This is a genomic window from Bacillus sp. Medicinal_06, from assembly GCF_056711665.1.
Window position 1 is genome coordinate 455,720 of record NZ_JBWYHD010000005.1, and the last position, 18,337, is coordinate 474,056.

The 18,337-nt window shown below is 35.9% G+C and carries 16 protein-coding genes; 4 read left to right on the forward strand and 12 right to left on the reverse strand.

What is annotated here, in order from left to right:
* Position 1: 1 nt before the first annotated feature.
* Positions 2 to 676 (reverse strand): response regulator transcription factor, encoded by a 675-nt coding sequence (locus AC1M36_RS15305; RefSeq protein WP_336452771.1) that lies wholly within the window; start codon positions 674 to 676, stop codon positions 2 to 4.
* Entirely contained in the window at positions 673 to 1,644 is a 972-nt protein-coding gene (locus AC1M36_RS15310; protein ID WP_336452772.1) for a YncE family protein, read from the reverse strand. The genes AC1M36_RS15305 and AC1M36_RS15310 overlap by 4 nt, the downstream gene beginning before the upstream one ends.
* Positions 1,645 to 1,780: 136 nt before the next feature.
* On the opposite strand from AC1M36_RS15310, the gene AC1M36_RS15315 reads away from it, so the two are divergent.
* The 4 genes from AC1M36_RS15315 (at position 1,781) to AC1M36_RS15330 (ending at position 7,077) form a co-directional block, all read left to right on the forward strand.
* Positions 1,781 to 2,896 carry a CdaR family transcriptional regulator gene (locus AC1M36_RS15315; protein ID WP_479846010.1) on the forward strand — a complete coding sequence of 372 codons (1,116 nt, stop codon included), beginning with the start codon at positions 1,781 to 1,783 and terminating at the stop codon, positions 2,894 to 2,896.
* A gap of 189 nt (positions 2,897 to 3,085) precedes the next feature.
* A complete protein-coding gene (gene glcD / locus AC1M36_RS15320) occupies positions 3,086 to 4,498 on the forward strand; it encodes a glycolate oxidase subunit GlcD (protein WP_336452774.1) in 1,413 nt (470 codons plus the stop codon).
* Positions 4,495 to 5,823, forward strand: a complete 1,329-nt coding sequence (locus tag AC1M36_RS15325) for a (Fe-S)-binding protein (protein WP_479846011.1) — start codon at positions 4,495 to 4,497, stop codon at positions 5,821 to 5,823. Before glcD ends, AC1M36_RS15325 begins: the two co-directional genes overlap by 4 nt.
* Positions 5,824 to 6,282: 459 nt before the next feature.
* On the forward strand, positions 6,283 to 7,077 hold the full coding sequence (locus AC1M36_RS15330) for a CAP domain-containing protein (protein ID WP_336452776.1): 795 nt from the start codon (positions 6,283 to 6,285) through the stop codon (positions 7,075 to 7,077).
* A 214-nt stretch (positions 7,078 to 7,291) separates the two neighbouring features.
* On the opposite strand, the gene AC1M36_RS15335 is transcribed toward AC1M36_RS15330, so the two are convergent.
* The 10 genes from AC1M36_RS15335 to AC1M36_RS15380 all read right to left on the reverse strand — a co-directional run bounded on the left by AC1M36_RS15335 (position 7,292) and on the right by AC1M36_RS15380 (position 18,189).
* Positions 7,292 to 7,897: a DUF1648 domain-containing protein gene (locus AC1M36_RS15335; RefSeq protein ID WP_336452777.1), complete on the reverse strand. Its 606-nt coding sequence runs from the start codon at positions 7,895 to 7,897 to the stop codon at positions 7,292 to 7,294.
* A 90-nt stretch (positions 7,898 to 7,987) separates the two neighbouring features.
* Positions 7,988 to 8,911: an RluA family pseudouridine synthase gene (locus AC1M36_RS15340; RefSeq protein WP_479846012.1), complete on the reverse strand. Its 924-nt coding sequence runs from the start codon at positions 8,909 to 8,911 to the stop codon at positions 7,988 to 7,990.
* Positions 8,912 to 9,011: 100 nt separating this feature from the next.
* Positions 9,012 to 9,428 (reverse strand): histidinol dehydrogenase, encoded by a 417-nt coding sequence (locus AC1M36_RS15345; protein ID WP_336452779.1) that lies wholly within the window; start codon positions 9,426 to 9,428, stop codon positions 9,012 to 9,014.
* A gap of 327 nt (positions 9,429 to 9,755) precedes the next feature.
* Positions 9,756 to 11,951, reverse strand: a complete 2,196-nt coding sequence (locus tag AC1M36_RS15350) for an MMPL family transporter (RefSeq protein WP_479846013.1) — start codon at positions 11,949 to 11,951, stop codon at positions 9,756 to 9,758.
* 223 nt (positions 11,952 to 12,174) lie between these two features.
* Positions 12,175 to 12,822: a phosphatase PAP2 family protein gene (locus AC1M36_RS15355; protein ID WP_479846014.1), complete on the reverse strand. Its 648-nt coding sequence runs from the start codon at positions 12,820 to 12,822 to the stop codon at positions 12,175 to 12,177.
* A 60-nt stretch (positions 12,823 to 12,882) separates the two neighbouring features.
* Entirely contained in the window at positions 12,883 to 13,932 is a 1,050-nt protein-coding gene (locus AC1M36_RS15360; RefSeq protein WP_336452782.1) for a polyamine ABC transporter substrate-binding protein, read from the reverse strand.
* 21 nt (positions 13,933 to 13,953) lie between these two features.
* A complete protein-coding gene (gene potC, locus AC1M36_RS15365; protein ID WP_336452783.1) occupies positions 13,954 to 14,754 on the reverse strand; it encodes a spermidine/putrescine ABC transporter permease PotC in 801 nt (266 codons plus the stop codon).
* A 6-nt stretch (positions 14,755 to 14,760) separates the two neighbouring features.
* Positions 14,761 to 15,606, reverse strand: a complete 846-nt coding sequence (locus tag AC1M36_RS15370) for an ABC transporter permease (RefSeq protein ID WP_336452784.1) — start codon at positions 15,604 to 15,606, stop codon at positions 14,761 to 14,763.
* Positions 15,603 to 16,586, reverse strand: coding sequence for a spermidine/putrescine ABC transporter ATP-binding protein PotA (gene potA, locus AC1M36_RS15375; protein ID WP_336452785.1), 984 nt, complete (start codon positions 16,584 to 16,586; stop codon positions 15,603 to 15,605). The genes AC1M36_RS15370 and potA overlap by 4 nt, the downstream gene beginning before the upstream one ends.
* 235 nt (positions 16,587 to 16,821) lie before the next feature.
* Positions 16,822 to 18,189: an aldehyde dehydrogenase gene (locus tag AC1M36_RS15380; protein WP_336452786.1), complete on the reverse strand. Its 1,368-nt coding sequence runs from the start codon at positions 18,187 to 18,189 to the stop codon at positions 16,822 to 16,824.
* Positions 18,190 to 18,337 lie beyond the last annotated feature (148 nt).

Below are 18,337 nucleotides of genomic sequence, written 5' to 3' on the forward strand. Positions count from 1 at the left end.
GTTACACCTCAAATTTATAACCTACACCCCATACCGTTTGAATGTAGTTTCCACTTTCTCCAAGTTTTAAACGCATCGTTTTGACATGTGTATCTACCGTTCTTGTACTTCCTGCATAGTCATATCCCCATACTTTTTCAAGCAATTGCTCCCGGCTGAATACTTGTCCATTATGCACACAAAGAAAATACAGTAAATCAAACTCTTTTACCGTAAGGGAGACTGTCTCACCGTTCGTCTCAATTTTCCTGCTTTTTTCATTAATTCGGATTGGACCAAATTGAAGTTCTTCTTGTTGCTCTTCTTGCTTTGTATATCTTCTTAATACAGCTTCCATACGAGCGATGAGTTCTCCAGGACTAAATGGCTTTACAATATAATCGTCTGCTCCCATCCGTAAGCCATTCACACGGTTCCATTCTTCTCCTTTTGCTGTTAAAAAAATAATCGGTACATCAGAGGTTTTTCGGATTTCTTGACAAACTGAAATCCCATCCATCTCTGGCATCATAATATCTAAAATGACAAAATCGTAATGATCTATATCAAGCATATGAAGGGCATCTTTTCCGTTCTCCGCTTCTCCCCATTCATATCCGAAATTATCTAAATACATGCCAACAAGCTGCCTCATATCACTTTCATCATCTACAAGTAACACTTTATGTTTCTTCATTTCTCTCTCCCCTCACGCTCCGCCAGTTGAAATGGCCCTTTACCAACCGCGATTGTTTGTTTCACTTTCATTTTTTGAATATCAATTACATATACTTCATTACTATCATAGCTAGCTACATAACCTTCTTTCTCGTCTTTCAAAAAAACGAATGGATTGGACCCTACCTCAAGAGATCCTACTTCTTGATATGTTCGTGTATCGAATTTTCGTAATGTATTTGATCCATGACTTAAAGCATACATAAATCTTTCATCACCCGAAATACTAACTGGCATAAATGGTGCATGTAAAGAACGAACCATCTGTCCATCTTCTAAAGAATAGACCAATACTTTCTCATTCACTTGCGTACCATCACCATGCCCGCCAATCCATATTTCCTTTCCATCAGCGCTAACCATGGCCCCAGTTGATGCTGGTGGTACCATAAATGAATGCACAACTTTCTTTTGGTCTAAGTCAATCGTGGATAGCTGTGTATCATAGAAGTTCAATACATGTAATTGTTTATCATGCTGCACCATTGTTAGCGGGCCTTTCCCTACCGAAACACTTCCGGTCTCTTTTCCATTGATCGTAAAAAAGCGTACTTTTTGTTCATTTTGATCAGCCATAAATAATTGTTTTCCATCGTTTGCTACGATGACATTCGTAATCCCTTTTCCTGTCTTCCATTTTTCCACTTGGTTTCCTTCTGTTAACGAATATATATATGCATATTCTAACTGCTTACCATATACAAGCATGTCCTCCCCACTTGGTAACAGTGCGACCCCTGTAATAGGCTCTTTGAATTCCCATGTTGTTACTATCTTTTTCGACTTTTTATCAATAAAACTAACGCTACCTTCTTTAATATTTGTTGTTATGATGATACTTTTATTTTTAGCAATCGGTGTATATGAATTACCTTGACATCCTGCTAACAGAAAGAAAAAACATAGCAGAAAAAAGTATTTCTTCAAAAGATTCCCTCCATCTTTAGATGATTTCGTTATAATTGTAAAATAGCAAATATTTGTGAGGAAAGTGTGAAATCTTCCTGTTTTTTAAAACTCCGTATATAATGGTACAACAAATAGAAATAGAGGTGTACCATTTATGCTTTTTCCTGATTTAGCAAATAAAATTGTCCGCGAAGTTCGAAGGCTAATTGACGAAAATATTATTATTATTGATATAAAAGGCACAATTATTGCTAGTACAGATATAGCGCGAATTGGGCAATTCCACGAAGGTGCTCTTCGCTGTGCGAAAGAAAAGAAAACCGTTATTGTTACAAAAGAAGACGAACAGTATTTACAAGGAGTAAAAGCAGGAATGAATCTCCCACTTCTTTTCCACGATGAAGTAATCGGTGTCATCGGTATTACAGGTGAACCTGAAAACATTTCACAATACGGAGAAATATTACGGAAAATGACTGAGTTATTAATTCATGAAAATTATTTTTTAGAACAATTAGAACTTGAACACCGTTCCTATGAAGCTTTTGTTTTTGACTGGTTACAAAGCAACGATTGGTCTTCGAGTTTTCTCGATCGTGCGAAAACACTCGGCATTGATTTACACACAAAAAAACAACTTATTTTATTTTCATTTGATCAAGATGATACGATGCTGCAACGCAAAATTTGGCAGCACATTCGTAACTTATTAGCGAAAGAGGAACTATTTGTACGCTGGGGAAATGACCGTTTTATACTATTTACAGCAAAGGAAACAAAGAAAAGAACGTTTCAATTTTTAAAGAGATTGAAGCAAGATTGTGAATCTTTATTTCCTATTACACTCTATATCGGTATTGGACAAACTGTCATGCCAAATGAGATGCATCTATCATACGAGCAAGCATTGCGTGCACTTTCAGTAGCCTTTGAAACGAAAGGCATTATATTTAATGAAGATTTACGTTTAGAAATGTGCCTACAAGATATTACAGCTGAAACTCGTGACGAATTTCTTCAACGTACGATTTATCATTTACTTCCTGCAACTGAACTCATGCAAACACTGCGCTTATTTATCGAACATAATCAATCGTATAAACAAACAGCAGAAATGTTACACATTCATATTAATACTTTACATTACAGACTAAAAAAAATAGAAGATTATACCGGGCTTGACCCAAAACAATTTAAAGATTTGATCATTTTATACTTTGCACTTCTTTTATTAGATAATCACACAAAAAAAGACAGTAAAATCAATTAATCTTCAGTTGATTATACATAGAAAGAAATCCCCTACTTTTTTATGATTATAATGAAAACACTGTTAGAACGTGTATAATCTTATTTTCTTACAATCAGTAAATTTTTTATAACACAGTACTGAATAATGAAATGAGTCAAATTTTTATGAATAGGATAAACAAGTTAACAGTTTGAGGGGGATTTTCTAATGTTAGAACAACATATTATTGATTCATTCGTATCTATTGTTGGTAAAGATAATGTAGATACGTCCAACATGGGACGTTTAACGTATAGTTATGATGCAACGCCAAATTTCCAAGCGATGCCTGATGCAGTTGTCGCACCGCGCAATACGCAAGAAGTAGCTGATATATTAAAGGTATGTAATGACCATAAAGTCCCAGTTTATGTTCGCGGGTCTGGAACAAACCTTTGTGCGGGAACATGCCCACTTGAAGGAGGGGTTGTTCTGATCTTCCGACATATGAATAACATTTTAGAAATAGATGAAGAAAATTTAACAATTACTGTGCAAGCTGGTGTCATTACACTTGATATTATTAAAGCTGTAGAAGAAAAAGGGTTATTTTATCCACCAGATCCAAGCTCCATGAAAATCTCTACAATTGGCGGTAATATCAATGAAAATTCCGGCGGCTTACGCGGTTTAAAATACGGTGTAACACGAGATTATGTGATGGGTCTTGAAATTGTCTTGCCAAATGGTGATATTATTCGCACCGGTGGTAAATTAGCAAAGGACGTAGCTGGCTATGATTTAACACGCCTATTCATCGGCTCTGAAGGCACACTTGGTGTTGTAACAGAAGCCATTCTAAAGCTTGTCCCAATGCCTGAAACAAAGAAAACAATGCTTGCATTATATCAAGACATCAATGAAGCAGCTCGTGCTGTATCAGCAATCATTGCCAATAAAATCATTCCAGCAACACTTGAATTTTTAGATCAACCAACAATTGAAGTAGTAGAAGAGTTTGCACAAATCGGTTTACCCACAGATGTAAAAGCTATTCTCCTAATCGAACAAGATGGATCTCCTGAAGTTGTGAACCGTGATATTGAAAAAATGGCTGAAGTTTGTCGTTCTATGCATGCAGTTGACGTTCGCGTTGCCAAGGACGAAACAGAAGCAGATGCACTTCGTACAGCACGCCGCAGTGCTCTCTCTGCTTTAGCAAGGCTGAAACCTACAACCATTTTAGAAGATGCTACTGTACCACGTTCTCAAATTGCTTCTATGGTTGAAGCAATTAATGCCATCGCTAAAAAATATGATATTGCTATTTGTACATTCGGGCATGCTGGTGATGGAAACTTACATCCAACATGCATGACAGATGCTCGTAATAAAGAAGAAATGCATCGCGCTGAACAAGCCTTTGCAGAAATCTTTGAAAAGGCAATTGAACTTGGCGGTACCATTACAGGTGAACACGGCGTTGGTGCCATGAAAGCTCCTTATTTAGAGTTGAAGTTAGGAAAAGAAGGCATCGCTGCTATGAAAGGCATTAAACAAGCTTTCGATCCACATAACATTATGAACCCTGGGAAAATGTTTGCTAAGGACTCTCGTAAAAGAGTGGTGGTAGAAAGATGACTACTCTAAACAAAGAAAAAATTCAAAAAGAATTTAAAGAACGTCTAAATGAAGATGAATTATTAAACTGTATGCGATGCGGATTTTGCCTGCCAACTTGTCCTACTTACATTCAATCTGGATATAAAGAGTCTCATTCTCCGCGCGGTCGTATCGCTTTAATGAAGGGCGTTGTTGACGGCTTAATTGAACCGGATGAAGATGTTGAAAATACATTGAATGTTTGTCTTGGTTGCCGTGCTTGTGAACCCGTTTGTCCATCTGGCGTAAACTACGGACATTTATTAGAAGAAGCACGAGATATTATTAATCAAAATAAAAAATTCTCTATGCCGGTCAAAGCTGTTCGCAAAATGGTATTTGAAGGGTTATTCCCTCATCAAAATCGCATGCGAACATTAACAGGACTCATCGGCTTTTATCAGCGCTCTGGCTTACAAACGTTAACACATAAAACAGGCATTATGAAGTTGTTCCCAGATACAATTGCAACAATGGATCTCGTCTTGCCAAAAGTGCCTAAAATGAAAGAGATGAAAAATCGCCCTGTGTTTTTACCAGCTGAAACAACAAAGAAAAAACGTGTTGCTTTCTTTACTGGTTGTTTAATGGATACTATGTTTTTAGAAACAAATAACGCTACAACAAAACTCCTTCAGCTTGCTGGCTGTGATATTGTAATTCCAAAAGAACAAAGTTGTTGCGGAGCACTTCATGGTCATGCCGGAGAAAAAAGCGGTGCAAAAGAGCTTGCAAAACGAAACATCCAAGCCTTTGAAGATTTAAAAATTGATTATATTATTACAAACGCCGGCGGTTGCGGCGCATATCTCGTAGATTATGACTACTTATTAAAAGATGATCCAAAGTGGGCAGAACGTGCAAAACAGTTTGTTGCGAAAATAAAAGATATTACAGCTATTTTAGTGGAATTAGATTTTCATAAACGGACTGATTTACGCCTTCCTCCGCAAATTATTACGTATCAAGATTCTTGTCACTTGCGTAATGTCATGCGGACATCTTCTCAGCCACGTATGCTGTTACAAGCAATTCAAGGTGTAACCTATCGTGAAATGAAAGAAGCAGATCGTTGCTGCGGTTCTGCAGGTATTTATAATATTGTACACTCTGAATTATCTATGGAATTTTTAGATTACAAAATGGAACGTGTTCATGAAGCAGACGCGGCAACCATTGTCACTGCAAATCCAGGTTGCTTACTACAAATGAAACTCGGTATTGAACGAGAAAAACTCTCTCATAAAATGAGAGGCATTCACATTGTAGATTTATTATTAGAAGCAATTGAATACAATTCGTAATATATGTAACAATATGAAAACGGCTATCTCCTTCTTCTATGTAAAGAGATAGCCGCTTTTTTTATCCGCTACAAGATTAAAAATATGTTACCGTCTATAAAAAAAGAACAACAAAAAGATTACAGTTTTGTAAAAATACATCCATTATATTCCTCAAAAAAATTGAAAAAACCTTGATACAATAGGTTTCTATAACTCTCATGTAGGTAATTTTAACCAAAAATCACCCCTAATAAGCAAAGTAGAAAATGCTGAAAATTCCTTTCACAATCTAGTTTTCTCCTATTTTATCTTTCATTTCATTCTAGGATAAAATAGGTAATTTTATAGTCTATGTATTTTTTTCCATCTTTTTTCGGGCAATTTGTATGCTACGATGAATTTGTCAGTCAGACAGGCTGGCAAAAACAAATCTTTGATAACAGTTAAAAAAACTTTTTACATAGGGGGACACATATTATGAAAAAACGTGTTTTATTATCAGTAGCAGCAGCAACTGCATTCACATTCGGAGCATCTACTCTTAATGCAGAGGCATCAACAGCAGAGCCATCTACAATAAAGGTTCAAAATATTCAGCAAGCTAAAGTCTTTATGCAACATATGAATCAAGAAGAATTACAAAAATATTTACAATCTATGGGAATTAACTCTCTAGCACAATTCCAGCAAGGTAACTGCTTCATTCCTGGTCAACAACCAAATGTACCAGCGCCAGAAACTACGAAACCTGTAGAACAAAAACCAGTGGAAAATAAACCTGCTGAAGAAACAGCAAAACCTGAAGCTCAAAAACCAACAGAAAATAACAATAACAACAACAACGAAACACAAAAACCGGCTGAAAATAAGCCTGCTGAAGAATCAAAAGGTTCTTTAAGCGAATTCGAACAACGCGTTGTTGAATTAACAAACGCTGAGCGTACGAAACAAGGCTTACCAGCATTAAAAGTTGATGATGAATTAAGTAAAGTTGCACGCGCTAAATCTGAAGACATGCAAAAAAATAACTACTTCGATCATAACAGCCCAACATACGGATCTCCATTCGATATGATGAAGAAGTTTGGTATTTCTTATAGATCTGCAGGTGAAAACATTGCACAAGGCCAACGTACACCAGAAGAGGTTGTACAAGCTTGGATGAATAGTGAAGGTCACCGTGCGAATATTTTAAATAGTGGTTATACTCACATCGGTGTTGGTTATGTTGAAAGTGGAAACTACTGGACACAACAATTTATCACGAAGTAAGTATATAAATAAAACCCGTTCTTTTTAGGGGTGGAAAGAGGATCTGTCCGTGCATAGAAGCGGTCAGATCCTTTTCTGCCTCATGGCATATGAAACCAAAAGGAAACAATGCGTGCAGGTTTCCTTTTGTGCTTCATTGCCACACAACTTTTATGTTGGAACGTCAACATAGATTTATATAAAAAGGAGTCTCCAGTTACGGAGGGCTCCTCTTTTATGTTTCATGGTTTTCTAGTATATATGAATACAAAATACAAAACATAAAAGAAATAGATCCGAGGCTAATCACACCAATTAGTAAATAAAATCCCCATTGTAGCTTCAAAAACAAACAAATGAGTATGATAAGCGACATATATTGAAAAATACGCTGACTAAACAAGCGTATTTTCTGTAACACAATCGGCTCCTCTTCTTTTTTTCTTCCTTTTTTAAATCCTTTACTAACCATAAAAAGAAACGCACTAATCCCGATTATAAGGCCCGTTTGAAATGGTATATCTATTCCAGTGCCAATAGCAAGAATAAGCATATGAATAAATAATAAAAATAGCGATACATTCTCTTTAAATCTTATTACAATGTAGTGGTCATTCTCATTCAACTTATATACGTAACGTGAGATTATATACAACAAACCATGAAAAAAAATAATAAGGCAAGGAATAAACAATACAACAACTTGCTTCCTTGCATATTCATTTGGTTCACCATCCTGATTCCAATGCACCGCTAAATAATTCGGTAAATATGGATATAGAAACAACGTAAATAGAAGACCAGCAAGAAATATACTCATAATATATTTATGTCTTACCAAGTACTCTTCACCTCTCTTTTCTATTTACGGCTTCGATTTCCATAAAAAAATTCCTGCAAAGAATATCTTTCTCAACCACACAGCAGAACTTTATTTATTCGACATTTGAAAAGATTCAATGATGTTATTTAAATGATTAGGAAGTGGCACCTCTACTGTTATCTCTTCTTTTGTAATTGGATGTAAAAAAACAATTCGCATAGCATGTAAGGCTTGATGAGACATATATGTTGCTTGTCCACCATATAATGTATCACCAATCAGCGGATGACCACTATGACTCATATGAACGCGAATTTGATGCGTTCTCCCTGTCTCTAATTGTAACGTTACAAGCGTTACATCTTGCTTCTTGAAGTATTTCTCTACTTTATAATGCGTTATAGCATGATCACCATTTGGAGACACACGACGTCTTGTTGCATGATGTCGATCTCTTCCAATTGCTGCGTCAATTATTCCTTGCTTCTTTTTTACTTTCCCTTCCACCAATGCCAAATATGTTCTTTTAATGTTACGCTCCATCAATAATCGATCCATAATCGCACCAGCTATCCTATGTTTCGCAAATACAACACCACCTGTTGTATCTTTATCTAATCGATGAATATGACGTACTTTCGTCTCTATACCTTGCATTTGTAAATGAAAAGCAACGAGGTTCGCGAGTGTTCCTGTTCCACTTTTGCTAGAAGGATGCGTATCCATATGCGCAGGTTTATTTACAATTAATACGTGATCGTCTTCAAATATCACTTCTAAATCACCGAACTCTGGCTGGACACCGTACTCTTCTTGGATAAACATATGAACCTGCAGTTTATCTCCTTCTTGTAAAGGTTCACTCCACCCTTTTCGTTCTCCATTGACGATAATGCCTTTTTCCATACGAAGCCTATGTAATAGTTTTTTGGGGACGCCCCATTCTTCTTTTAACAAAGAATCAATGCTGATACCGCTCCATTTAGCAGGAACCGTCATTTCGCACCATTCTCCCTTTCTTTTCATTTCCATGCTTTATCCACCTTATTTCTATTGATTCTACTATTGTAACGGAAAATGAGTCATTATGCATTGTTTAAAGCAAAAGACAGTCCACATAATAGACTGTCCTCTAGGCACGTAATTTCTTGATTTCTTGTAATGTTTCTTCTGCTTTTTGTTCATACGATAAATCTTTAAAAAAGTCTGCTAATCGCTTATAGTCGTTGTAAGCATCTAATAAATGATCTATCGTTTCCTCTTTAGAAACTTTTGGCTTTGATTTCATTTTCACTGGATACCGATAGCCAGACATCTCATGTATTTTATAGTATTCTTCTTCCACTTGAATAACTTTCACAAGTTCCTCTTCTTCAGCATCCATTGTATACCCATCAAACTCCCTCAGTAATTCATAAATAATATGAGTCCATTCATCTTTTGGATAAAATCCTTTTTCTAACCTATAACCGACAATGCGATACATGTGCCCATCATTTTCTGCAAACTGTACAGTATCATTTAACTTAAATTTAAAATAGCGAAACATTGTCTTCACCTGCTTTTATATGTATTGTCCTTATCACATACTATTTGCAAAAAGAGGGCAATGCTATTCATGAAAAAAGCATTCATATATAAGAGAAAATGCGAAAAAACTTTTCTTTTTGGGAGAGAGAATCCAATTATGTGTAGAAACGGTTCACGCCTTTTTCCGCTCCATACCTTGTGAAAACAAAGGGAGGAAATGAGAGAAGATTTGCTTTTGCGTTCATAGACGCGATTGATATGCTAGTAAATCAAAATGAGTATAGATAGAAAGAATTGTGAATCAAAAAAGGTCACTGAAAAACTTTCGTTTTTCAGTGACCTTTTTTCAATCCGATGGTTTTACTTTTTTCTTTCGAAACGGCAACCACCAATTCCAATCTCCGAACATTTTCATTAAGCTTGGTACAAGCATGAGCCGTATAATCGTTGCATCAAGAAAAATAGCAAGTGCCACGCCAAGTCCCATCTGCTTTACTGGTAAAATATCCGTAAAAGCGAATGCTCCTGTTACAACAATCATAATAAGAGCAGCTGATGTAATAATACGGCTTGTTGAAACAAGCCCTTCTAACGTTGCCTTGTCATTATCTCCTGTCTCTTCATACAACTCATGAATACGTGAAATAAGAAATACTTCATAGTCCATGCTTAAGCCAAACACAAGGCCAAATATAAAAATTGGTAACACGAATAGAACGGAGCTTTCTTCCAACCCAAAGTGCCCGCCTTCAAATAGCCAAATCACAATCCCAATGGTTGCACTTAAACTCAGTACATTCATCACAATAGCCTTAATTGGAATGAGTATAGAACGGAATGCAAATAGTAAAATTAAAAAAGTGGAACCGAATATGACGGACATCCCGATTACAACTTTATCTTTAATTTCATCCTCTAACTCTTGTTGGAACGTTGTCATACCACCTAAATAATACGTAATACTGTCATCTTTATACGTGTCTTTAAAGTCACGAATCCATTGTTTTGCAGTTTCTGTTCTCGGCTTTGTATCCAAGAAAATTTGAAGAGTTGTTTTATTTTCCTTTGTATATGCTTCTAGTACAGGTTCCACTTGCGTACGCTCTGGGGATTGTAACAATGTAACTAACTGTTCAGAGTTCATACCGTTTAACTCATCATATAGACTGTTTACTTTATACACATGCTTATCTTTTTTAAGTTTTTGAATAACATCTTCTAACTTCTGTAAACTTTCTTTCTCTATGACATTATTTTTCATCTCTAGTACTAGCGTAACATCAGCATGTGTTTTTACAGTTTTGTTGAATGACTCTTCATACTGTTCATATGCAATTCGTGTATCACTTTTCTCTGGCAATGCTTCTACACCAGGAAATTGAAGATTCGCAGTGCGAAGTGGCAATAAGCAAACAATAATAAACAGTGTAACAACAATAACCATCATAATAGGATGCTTCATAACAAATTGAGCGAACTGACGCCACATATTTGAAGTGCGAGGTGCAGTTTGATTCTTTTTCAGTATTCGCTTCCCTATTAACGATAACAACGCTGGAAGAAGTGTAAGTGAAAATAAAATACTCATCACAACAACAATCATCCCGCTAATTGCAACAGATTGAATATAATCAATCTCAAAGAAAAACAAACCCGATAAACCAACAAATACACATAAGCCGGAAAATACAATAGCACGCCCTGCTGTTTGATATGTGACAGCTATCGCTTCTTTTACAGTCCGATATGCCACTTCCTCACGAAACCGATTTACAAATAATAATGCGAAATCAATTGATAAAGCAAGCCCAATCATAGGTGCAACATTTAATACAAAAATGGATAATTCTTTATCTACACCAATAAAATATAAAATTCCCATTGTACTAAGCACGCTAAGCGCCCCGTTTACAATCGGCAAGATTGATGCAAGCAAGCTACCAAATGAAAATAGGAGTACAAGAAAGGCAATTGGCAACCCGATCATTTCTGCTACTTTCAAATCATTTTGTGTCCGCTCATTTATTTCTTCATTAATCTTTGGAAAACCTGTTGGTGATACTTTCAAAGTCTCGTTACTTTCCTTTTTTATTTCTTCTGCAAATTGTAATGTCTTTTCATTCCGTTCTTTACTTGTTTTCCCGGAAAATAAAATGGTCGCATACGCAATATCGTCTTGTAACATTTCTTTATTTTCTATTGGATGATGGAATGAATCATACATTTCTTTCGTTTGAATGTTTGTTATAATGTCTTCTATTCGTTTTTGAAACTCTTCTTTTGAAGTTCCTTTATTCTTTTGAAATACGAGAAGGAGCGTATCTTGAGACTGTTTAAAATCTTTATCTAAAATTGCTTTTGTCGATTGATAGTCTCCTTTTGTTTGAAAGCCATCCCCCCCTAATACTCCTGGAAGTTTTGGTGCAAAAATACCGAGTGCGATCGCTAACACAACTAATAAGGCAATAACTGTATAGCGAAATCGATAAAGAAAAGTACCCAGTTTCCCCCATTTATCTATTTTATGTACACTTGTCTTCACACACCTTCACCTACTTTATATAATTAGTGAATCCATCTATATTTTAGCACATCTTACCATAATCCATGATAGCACATAGTATAAAATGCAACTTTAATCAGTGGGGCTTTTGAACCCTTCCTATCTTCCTCGTTTTCCTCTGACTCTTGAGGTGGTGCCTCTTAAATAGCCGAATAAAAAAACATCCAAAAATTCCAGTACTCTAGGAATTTTCGGATGTTTCTTATCTCTCTTGATTCGTTCCAAAACGCTCTGAAAGTAAGCGATGAAAATAAATAGTAATAATTAACAAAATACCACTTAAACAATAGCCAGCTAAAATATCAGTCGGATAATGTACAGATAAAATAACTCTACTTAATCCAATCCATATAATTAGCAGTGCCATAGCAATGGTAATAACAACTTTCACTGCCACATTTTTTACGTTTGCAGCAATGATATAACCAAGAAACCCATATGTAATAATAGACAGCATGGCATGCCCACTTGGAAAGCTATATCCGAGGGCATCAAGTGCTTCATTTAAGCTTGGACGATCTCTTTGCACAATTTCTTTTATTCCTTTATTTATAAGGTGTGTAATTAACACAGCCGTAGGATAAACAACCATCGCTACATAATAACGCTTCTTCCAAAAAACGAAAAGACTAAGAGCAAGCGTGCTTATAATTCCAATTGCAGATCCCAACTTTGTAAAATTTGAAAAAAATGAAAGTGAATTTTCTGTTTGTAATCCTCTTACAAGTCCTTGTACATATTTATCAATTACTGTCACACCACCAGCTTGTACTTTCCAAGCAATGAGAGCAAATGCAGCAAACAGCAAAATGATACAAGCAAGCTCATATCGATGTAATTTTCGCTTCAAACTTTTTTCCCCCTATTATGAAAAAATGCGATTTCTACTTAGAAACCGCATTTTTATTACTTATTTTCCTTTTGTTTTTAACTCCGTCCAGTAACGGTCATACTCTTTTAATTTATCATCTACATCAACAAGCCACTCTGTACGGTTTAGTTCATCTTGTGATAAGAAAATCATGTGATTATCACGATACTCTTTACTATGAAGCTCCCATGCTTTTTCATTTGGGTTACTATATCCAATGGATTCATAGTTTTTTACACTTACTTTTTCATCCATTAAGTAGTTCATGAACTTCTCCGCCAGTTCTTTATGCTTCGCGCCTTTTGGAATTGCTAATGTATCAGCCCAAATTGTACCGCCTTCTTTTGGAACAACATACTCCACATCTTTATTCTCTTTTGCGATAAATGCTGCATCTCCAGACCACACTGTTCCAATCCAAGCGTCCTCTGTAATAAATTTCTGTTTAATATTATCTGTATCAAATGCAAGTAGATTTGGAAGTAACTTCTGTAAATCCGCAGCTGCTGTCTTTAACTGCGCATCTTCCTTCGTACTATTTGAGAATCCATTTTTCTTTAGAGCCATTCCTAATACTTCACGAGAATCATTTAATAAAGCAACACGTCCTTTATATTTCTCGTTCCATAAATCACTCCAACTTGTTGGTGCTTCTTTTACGTACTTTTTATTGTAAGCAATCCCTGTTACCCCCCAAGTATACACAAGAGAATATTTATTTTCCGGATCAAATGGAGGTGTTTTAAAATTAGATACTAAATTCTTTACGTTCGGAATATTTTTCTTTTCGATCGGCTCTAATAACTTCATTTCTGTCATTGTTTTAACCATATAATCTGACGGTTGAATTAAATCATATTTTGCACCGCCAGCTTGTAATTTCGCAAGCATTTCTTCGTTACTTGCATATTTATCATAGTTAACTTTTACGTTATATTTCTTTTCAAAATCCTTTATTACTTGCTCATCAAAGTTATCAGCCCAGCTATAAATATTTAGCTCTTCCTTTTTTTCACCACAGCCAGCAAGTACACCGGCAACAAGGCTGAAGCTAAGTGCTACACCAGCTACTTTCTTCATCAATTTCATCGATTCATTACCTCCTCATTCTTATAACGGAAGATGTCCTCCAGAGTTTTCTTCACCATCTGCACCTTTATTACGGAATATTTCTGATGCAACCATTAATCCAACAATAACAACAATTAATATTGTAGAAAGAGCATTAATTTCAGGTGTTACGCCGCGTTTCACCATACTATAAATGTATAATGGCAATGTTGTTGATCCTGGACCGGATACGAAGAAACTAATGACAAAATCATCGATTGATAGTGTAAATGTTAATAATGCCGCTGAAATAACCCCAGGTGCGATTCCAGGAAGTGTTACATAGCGAAATGTTTGCCATGGAGTTGCTCCTAAGTCATTCGCAGCTTCTTCTAAATCACGTCCCATACCAGAAAGACGCGCTGCTAAAATCACAACAACAAATGAAATACTAAATGTAATATGCGCAATAATAATGGTAACTTGTCCAAGTTCCATTCCAATTTGACTAAATAAAATAAGTAAAGATAATCCCATTAAAATATCTGGAATTAAAATTGGTAAATATACAAGACCATTAATGGCCCCTTCAAAACGATATTTATAACGATGTAATGCAACAGCAAAAATCACACCAAGAACTGTCGTCACAACTGTCGTCACAAGCGCAATTGTAATACTATTTACAAATGCATCAATAACATCTTGCTTTTGAAATAAATCTGTATACCAATGGAACGTAAATCCTTCCCATTCCGCGTTAATACGAGAATCGTTAAAAGAATATACCATAAGAACCATCATTGGAAAATACAAGAACAATAAAATTAACCAAGAATAAGAGACTAAAAACTTCTTCATCTTCGTCTATTCCCCTCCGTTTCCGTATTTATATACTTTCGTTGCACGATAATATAAGTAAATTAACAGAACAGAGAACAGAACGACAATAATGGATAACGCTGATCCAAATGGCCAATCACGTGCACCTAAGAATTGGTTTTGAATCACATTTCCGATTAATGCTACTTTCGATCCACCCATGACGTCTGATACAACAAACATCCCAATAGATGACACAAATACTAAAATCGAACCAGTCGCAACCCCTGACATTGTCATCGGCAATGTGACATGCCAAAATGCTTTCATTGGCGTCGCTCCTAGGTCATACGCCGCTTCTAGCTTACGTTTATCAAGCTGCTCGATTGCTGCGTACACTGGTAAAATCATAAATGGTAGTAAAGAATATACCATTCCTAATATTACAGATGGTGTATTATACAATAAATTTAACGGTTCATTAATAATGCCTAACTTTAGCAATAGTGTATTTACAAGACCTTGTGAGCGTAAAATAACAATCCACGCATAGGAGCGCACAAGAAAGTTAATCCAAAACGGAATCGTTGCCAATAATAAAAGAATAGAACGATATTTACGATCAACAATTGTAATTGTATATGCAAATGGGTAACCAATTAGTAAACAAAGGACTGTCGTAATAACTGCGATTTTCACTGTTTCCCATAATGTATTCATATACAACGAATCAAACACACGCGATATATTATCTAACGTAAATTGCATTTCCACTGTCCCGTATGCTCCGCGCTGTAAGAACGCAAATGCTAATACGAATAGAAGGGGAAATAAGAAGAAGATTAAGAGCCATGTAACTGTAGGTAGTGCGAGTAGTTTCCCTTTTCTCAATTTAAGGTCACCTCATCCTCTTGCTCCCAGCCTACGTATACATTATCTCCAATACTCCACTTCGCAGCTTCTTCTGCAGTTTGGTATGCCATTAATAATTCTGATGTTTTTTCATCACGTACATAAAGCTTTTCCATATTTCCAACAAATTCAATATCTTCAACATGTCCAAGATGGTATTCTTTTAAAACTGGTTGCTCAACCGAACGTATTTTCACATTTTCAGGGCGAACTGCTACGTAGTTTTCCCCATTTTTAATAATATTATTTTCACCAATGAATGTCGCAACAAACAATGTTTTCGGTTCTTTATAAATTTCTTTTGGCGTTCCGATTTGTTCGATATGCCCTTTATTCATAACGACAATACGATCACTCATACTCATTGCTTCTTCTTGGTCATGCGTTACATAGATGAACGTAATTCCTAAATTACGCTGCAGGTTTTTCAATTCACGTTGCAAATCTTTTCTTAATTTAAAGTCTAGTGCTCCAAGTGGCTCATCTAGTAATAATACTCGCGGATTGTTTACGATTGCTCGTGCAATTGCAACACGCTGTTGTTGTCCACCAGAAAGTTTTGCTGGTTTACGATTACGGAATTCAAGAAGCTGCGTTAAACGCATCGCTTCTTCTGCGCGTTCTTTTTGTTCTGCTGCGGATACTTTTTGCATCTTCATACCAAAACAAATATTTTTCTCAACCGTCATATGCGGAAACAATGCATAATGCTGGAACACTAAGTTCATATGACGCTTATAAGGTGGCAAATCATTGATTCTCTCCTCATCGAGTAAAAGATTACCTTTTGTAGGAGTTTCAAACCCTGCAATCATACGCAGTAACGTTGTTTTCCCACACCCACTCGGTCCAAGAATTGTTAAAAATTCTCCTTCTTTAATATCTAAAGAAAGAGGTGGAATAATCACTTGATCTCCAAAATGTTTTTCTACCGCTTCAACTTTAATAATCTTTTTCATTTTCCCGTCCTATCTACCTCGAATTTTTAATCTTTATATTCATAAATAAATATTAGTTTTATATAAATTCTTTTGTTTCGATCCAAACAAAAATGATTGTTTAACAGCGTCCGCTTCTATTCCTTATGTAGTATGTTTGATTCATTTTCTCATGATACATATGTCGAACAGAAAAACCCCTTCACGTGAGAAGGGGTTTTTATCATACGGCTACGCCTACTGATAAACACCATCATCATTTTAACAACTTTCGTATGAATTTTAAAGCACTTTTTGTAGAAGAATAACGAATTTTCATATCAAACACTGTAGATTGAGATAAAATGCTTTTATAGTGCGAAAATGTGCGAAAACTTTGTTTTCCATGATAACTTCCTAATCCACTACTTCCAACGCCGCCAAAGGGTAAATATGGCGTCGCAAGGTGATACACAACGTCATTCATGCACCCTCCACCATATGAAATATTACGTGTAATTTTTTTTTGAACTTCTTTACTCTCTGAAAATACGTATAAGGCTAATGATTTAGGTTGCCTTTGAATAATTTCAACTATATCTTCTATTTTCTCATACTCCATAATTGGCAAAATCGGACCGAAAATTTCATCCTCCATAATCGAATCCTGCCATGTAATATTCGTTACAATACTTGGCTCAATATGCAACGTTTCTTCATTATATTTTCCACCAAATTCAATCTTACCATCTTGTAAAAACGAACATAACCTTTCAAAATGACGTTTACTAACAATCCGAACATAATTTTCATTTTGCAGTGGCTTTTCTCCATATTGATTTTTAATTTCAGTTCGTAGTGCTTCAATAAATTGTTCTTTGACAGAAGCATGAACATATATGTAATCCGGCGCAACACATGTTTGACCTGCATTTAAGAATTTCCCCCAAACAATGCGCCTTGCTGCTATTTCTAATTTTGCATCATGATGCACAATACATGGGCTTTTCCCGCCAAGTTCTAGCGTAAGGGGCGTCAAATTTTTGGCCGCTGCTTCCATAACAATTTTCCCTACTCCAACACTACCCGTGAAGAAAATATAATCAAATGGCTCTTTTAAGAGTGCGGTACTTTCCTCAATACCGCCTTCAACAACCGCAACCAGTTCGGCCGGAAATAACTCCCGTAACATGTTTGCAAGAAGACTAGACACATTTGGTGTCAATTCGGAAGGTTTTAATACAACTGTATTTCCAGCGGCTATTGCCCCTACAAGGGGTGCAATAGCAAGTTGAAATGGATAATTCCACGGAGCCATTACAAGAGTAACACCGTATGGCTCTGGAACGACTTTCCCTTTCGAACCAACGTGTGTCAGTGCTGTACGAACGCGCTTTGGCTTACTCCATGAAGATAGGTGTTTCATTAAAAATGAAATTTCCTTTAAAACGTATCCAACCTCTGTCGTAAATGATTCATGATCTGATTTATTTAAATCTAATTTTAACGCTTGAAAAATATCAGATTCATACTGCTGAATCCCTTCATATAATCTTTTTAAATTTTGTTTTCTTACTTCTATATTTCTTGTGTGCCCTTTATAAAAATATAACTTTTGTTCGTTCACAATAGAAGTGATATCCATCTGTTATCCCTCCTTCTATATTTATATTGATGTTTCAAAATCTCCTTCACTGCTATGAAAACAAAAAGTGACCTACACTCGTTTTCTCCCTCTGTTTTCACTTGGCATATGCTAAACGTTTCTACGCATAGACGGACCTCTCTTCCTT

Bases quoted from the DNA above. Each gene is read 5' to 3' on its own strand.
- AC1M36_RS15325 (WP_479846011.1), top strand. From the start codon at position 4,495: ATGACTACTCTAAACAAAGAAAAAATTCAAAAAGAATTTAAAGAACGT.
- potC (WP_336452783.1), bottom strand. From the start codon at position 14,754: ATGAAGAAGTTTTTAGTCTCTTATTCTTGGTTAATTTTATTGTTCTTG.
- AC1M36_RS15345 (WP_336452779.1), bottom strand. From the start codon at position 9,428: ATGTTTCGCTATTTTAAATTTAAGTTAAATGATACTGTACAGTTTGCA.
- AC1M36_RS15360 (WP_336452782.1), bottom strand. From the start codon at position 13,932: ATGAAATTGATGAAGAAAGTAGCTGGTGTAGCACTTAGCTTCAGCCTT.
- glcD (WP_336452774.1), top strand. From the start codon at position 3,086: ATGTTAGAACAACATATTATTGATTCATTCGTATCTATTGTTGGTAAA.
- AC1M36_RS15315 (WP_479846010.1), top strand. From the start codon at position 1,781: ATGCTTTTTCCTGATTTAGCAAATAAAATTGTCCGCGAAGTTCGAAGG.
- AC1M36_RS15330 (WP_336452776.1), top strand. From the start codon at position 6,283: ATGAAAAAACGTGTTTTATTATCAGTAGCAGCAGCAACTGCATTCACA.
- AC1M36_RS15305 (WP_336452771.1), bottom strand. From the start codon at position 676: ATGAAGAAACATAAAGTGTTACTTGTAGATGATGAAAGTGATATGAGG.
- AC1M36_RS15340 (WP_479846012.1), bottom strand. From the start codon at position 8,911: ATGGAAATGAAAAGAAAGGGAGAATGGTGCGAAATGACGGTTCCTGCT.
- AC1M36_RS15380 (WP_336452786.1), bottom strand. From the start codon at position 18,189: ATGGATATCACTTCTATTGTGAACGAACAAAAGTTATATTTTTATAAA.
- potA (WP_336452785.1), bottom strand. From the start codon at position 16,586: ATGAAAAAGATTATTAAAGTTGAAGCGGTAGAAAAACATTTTGGAGAT.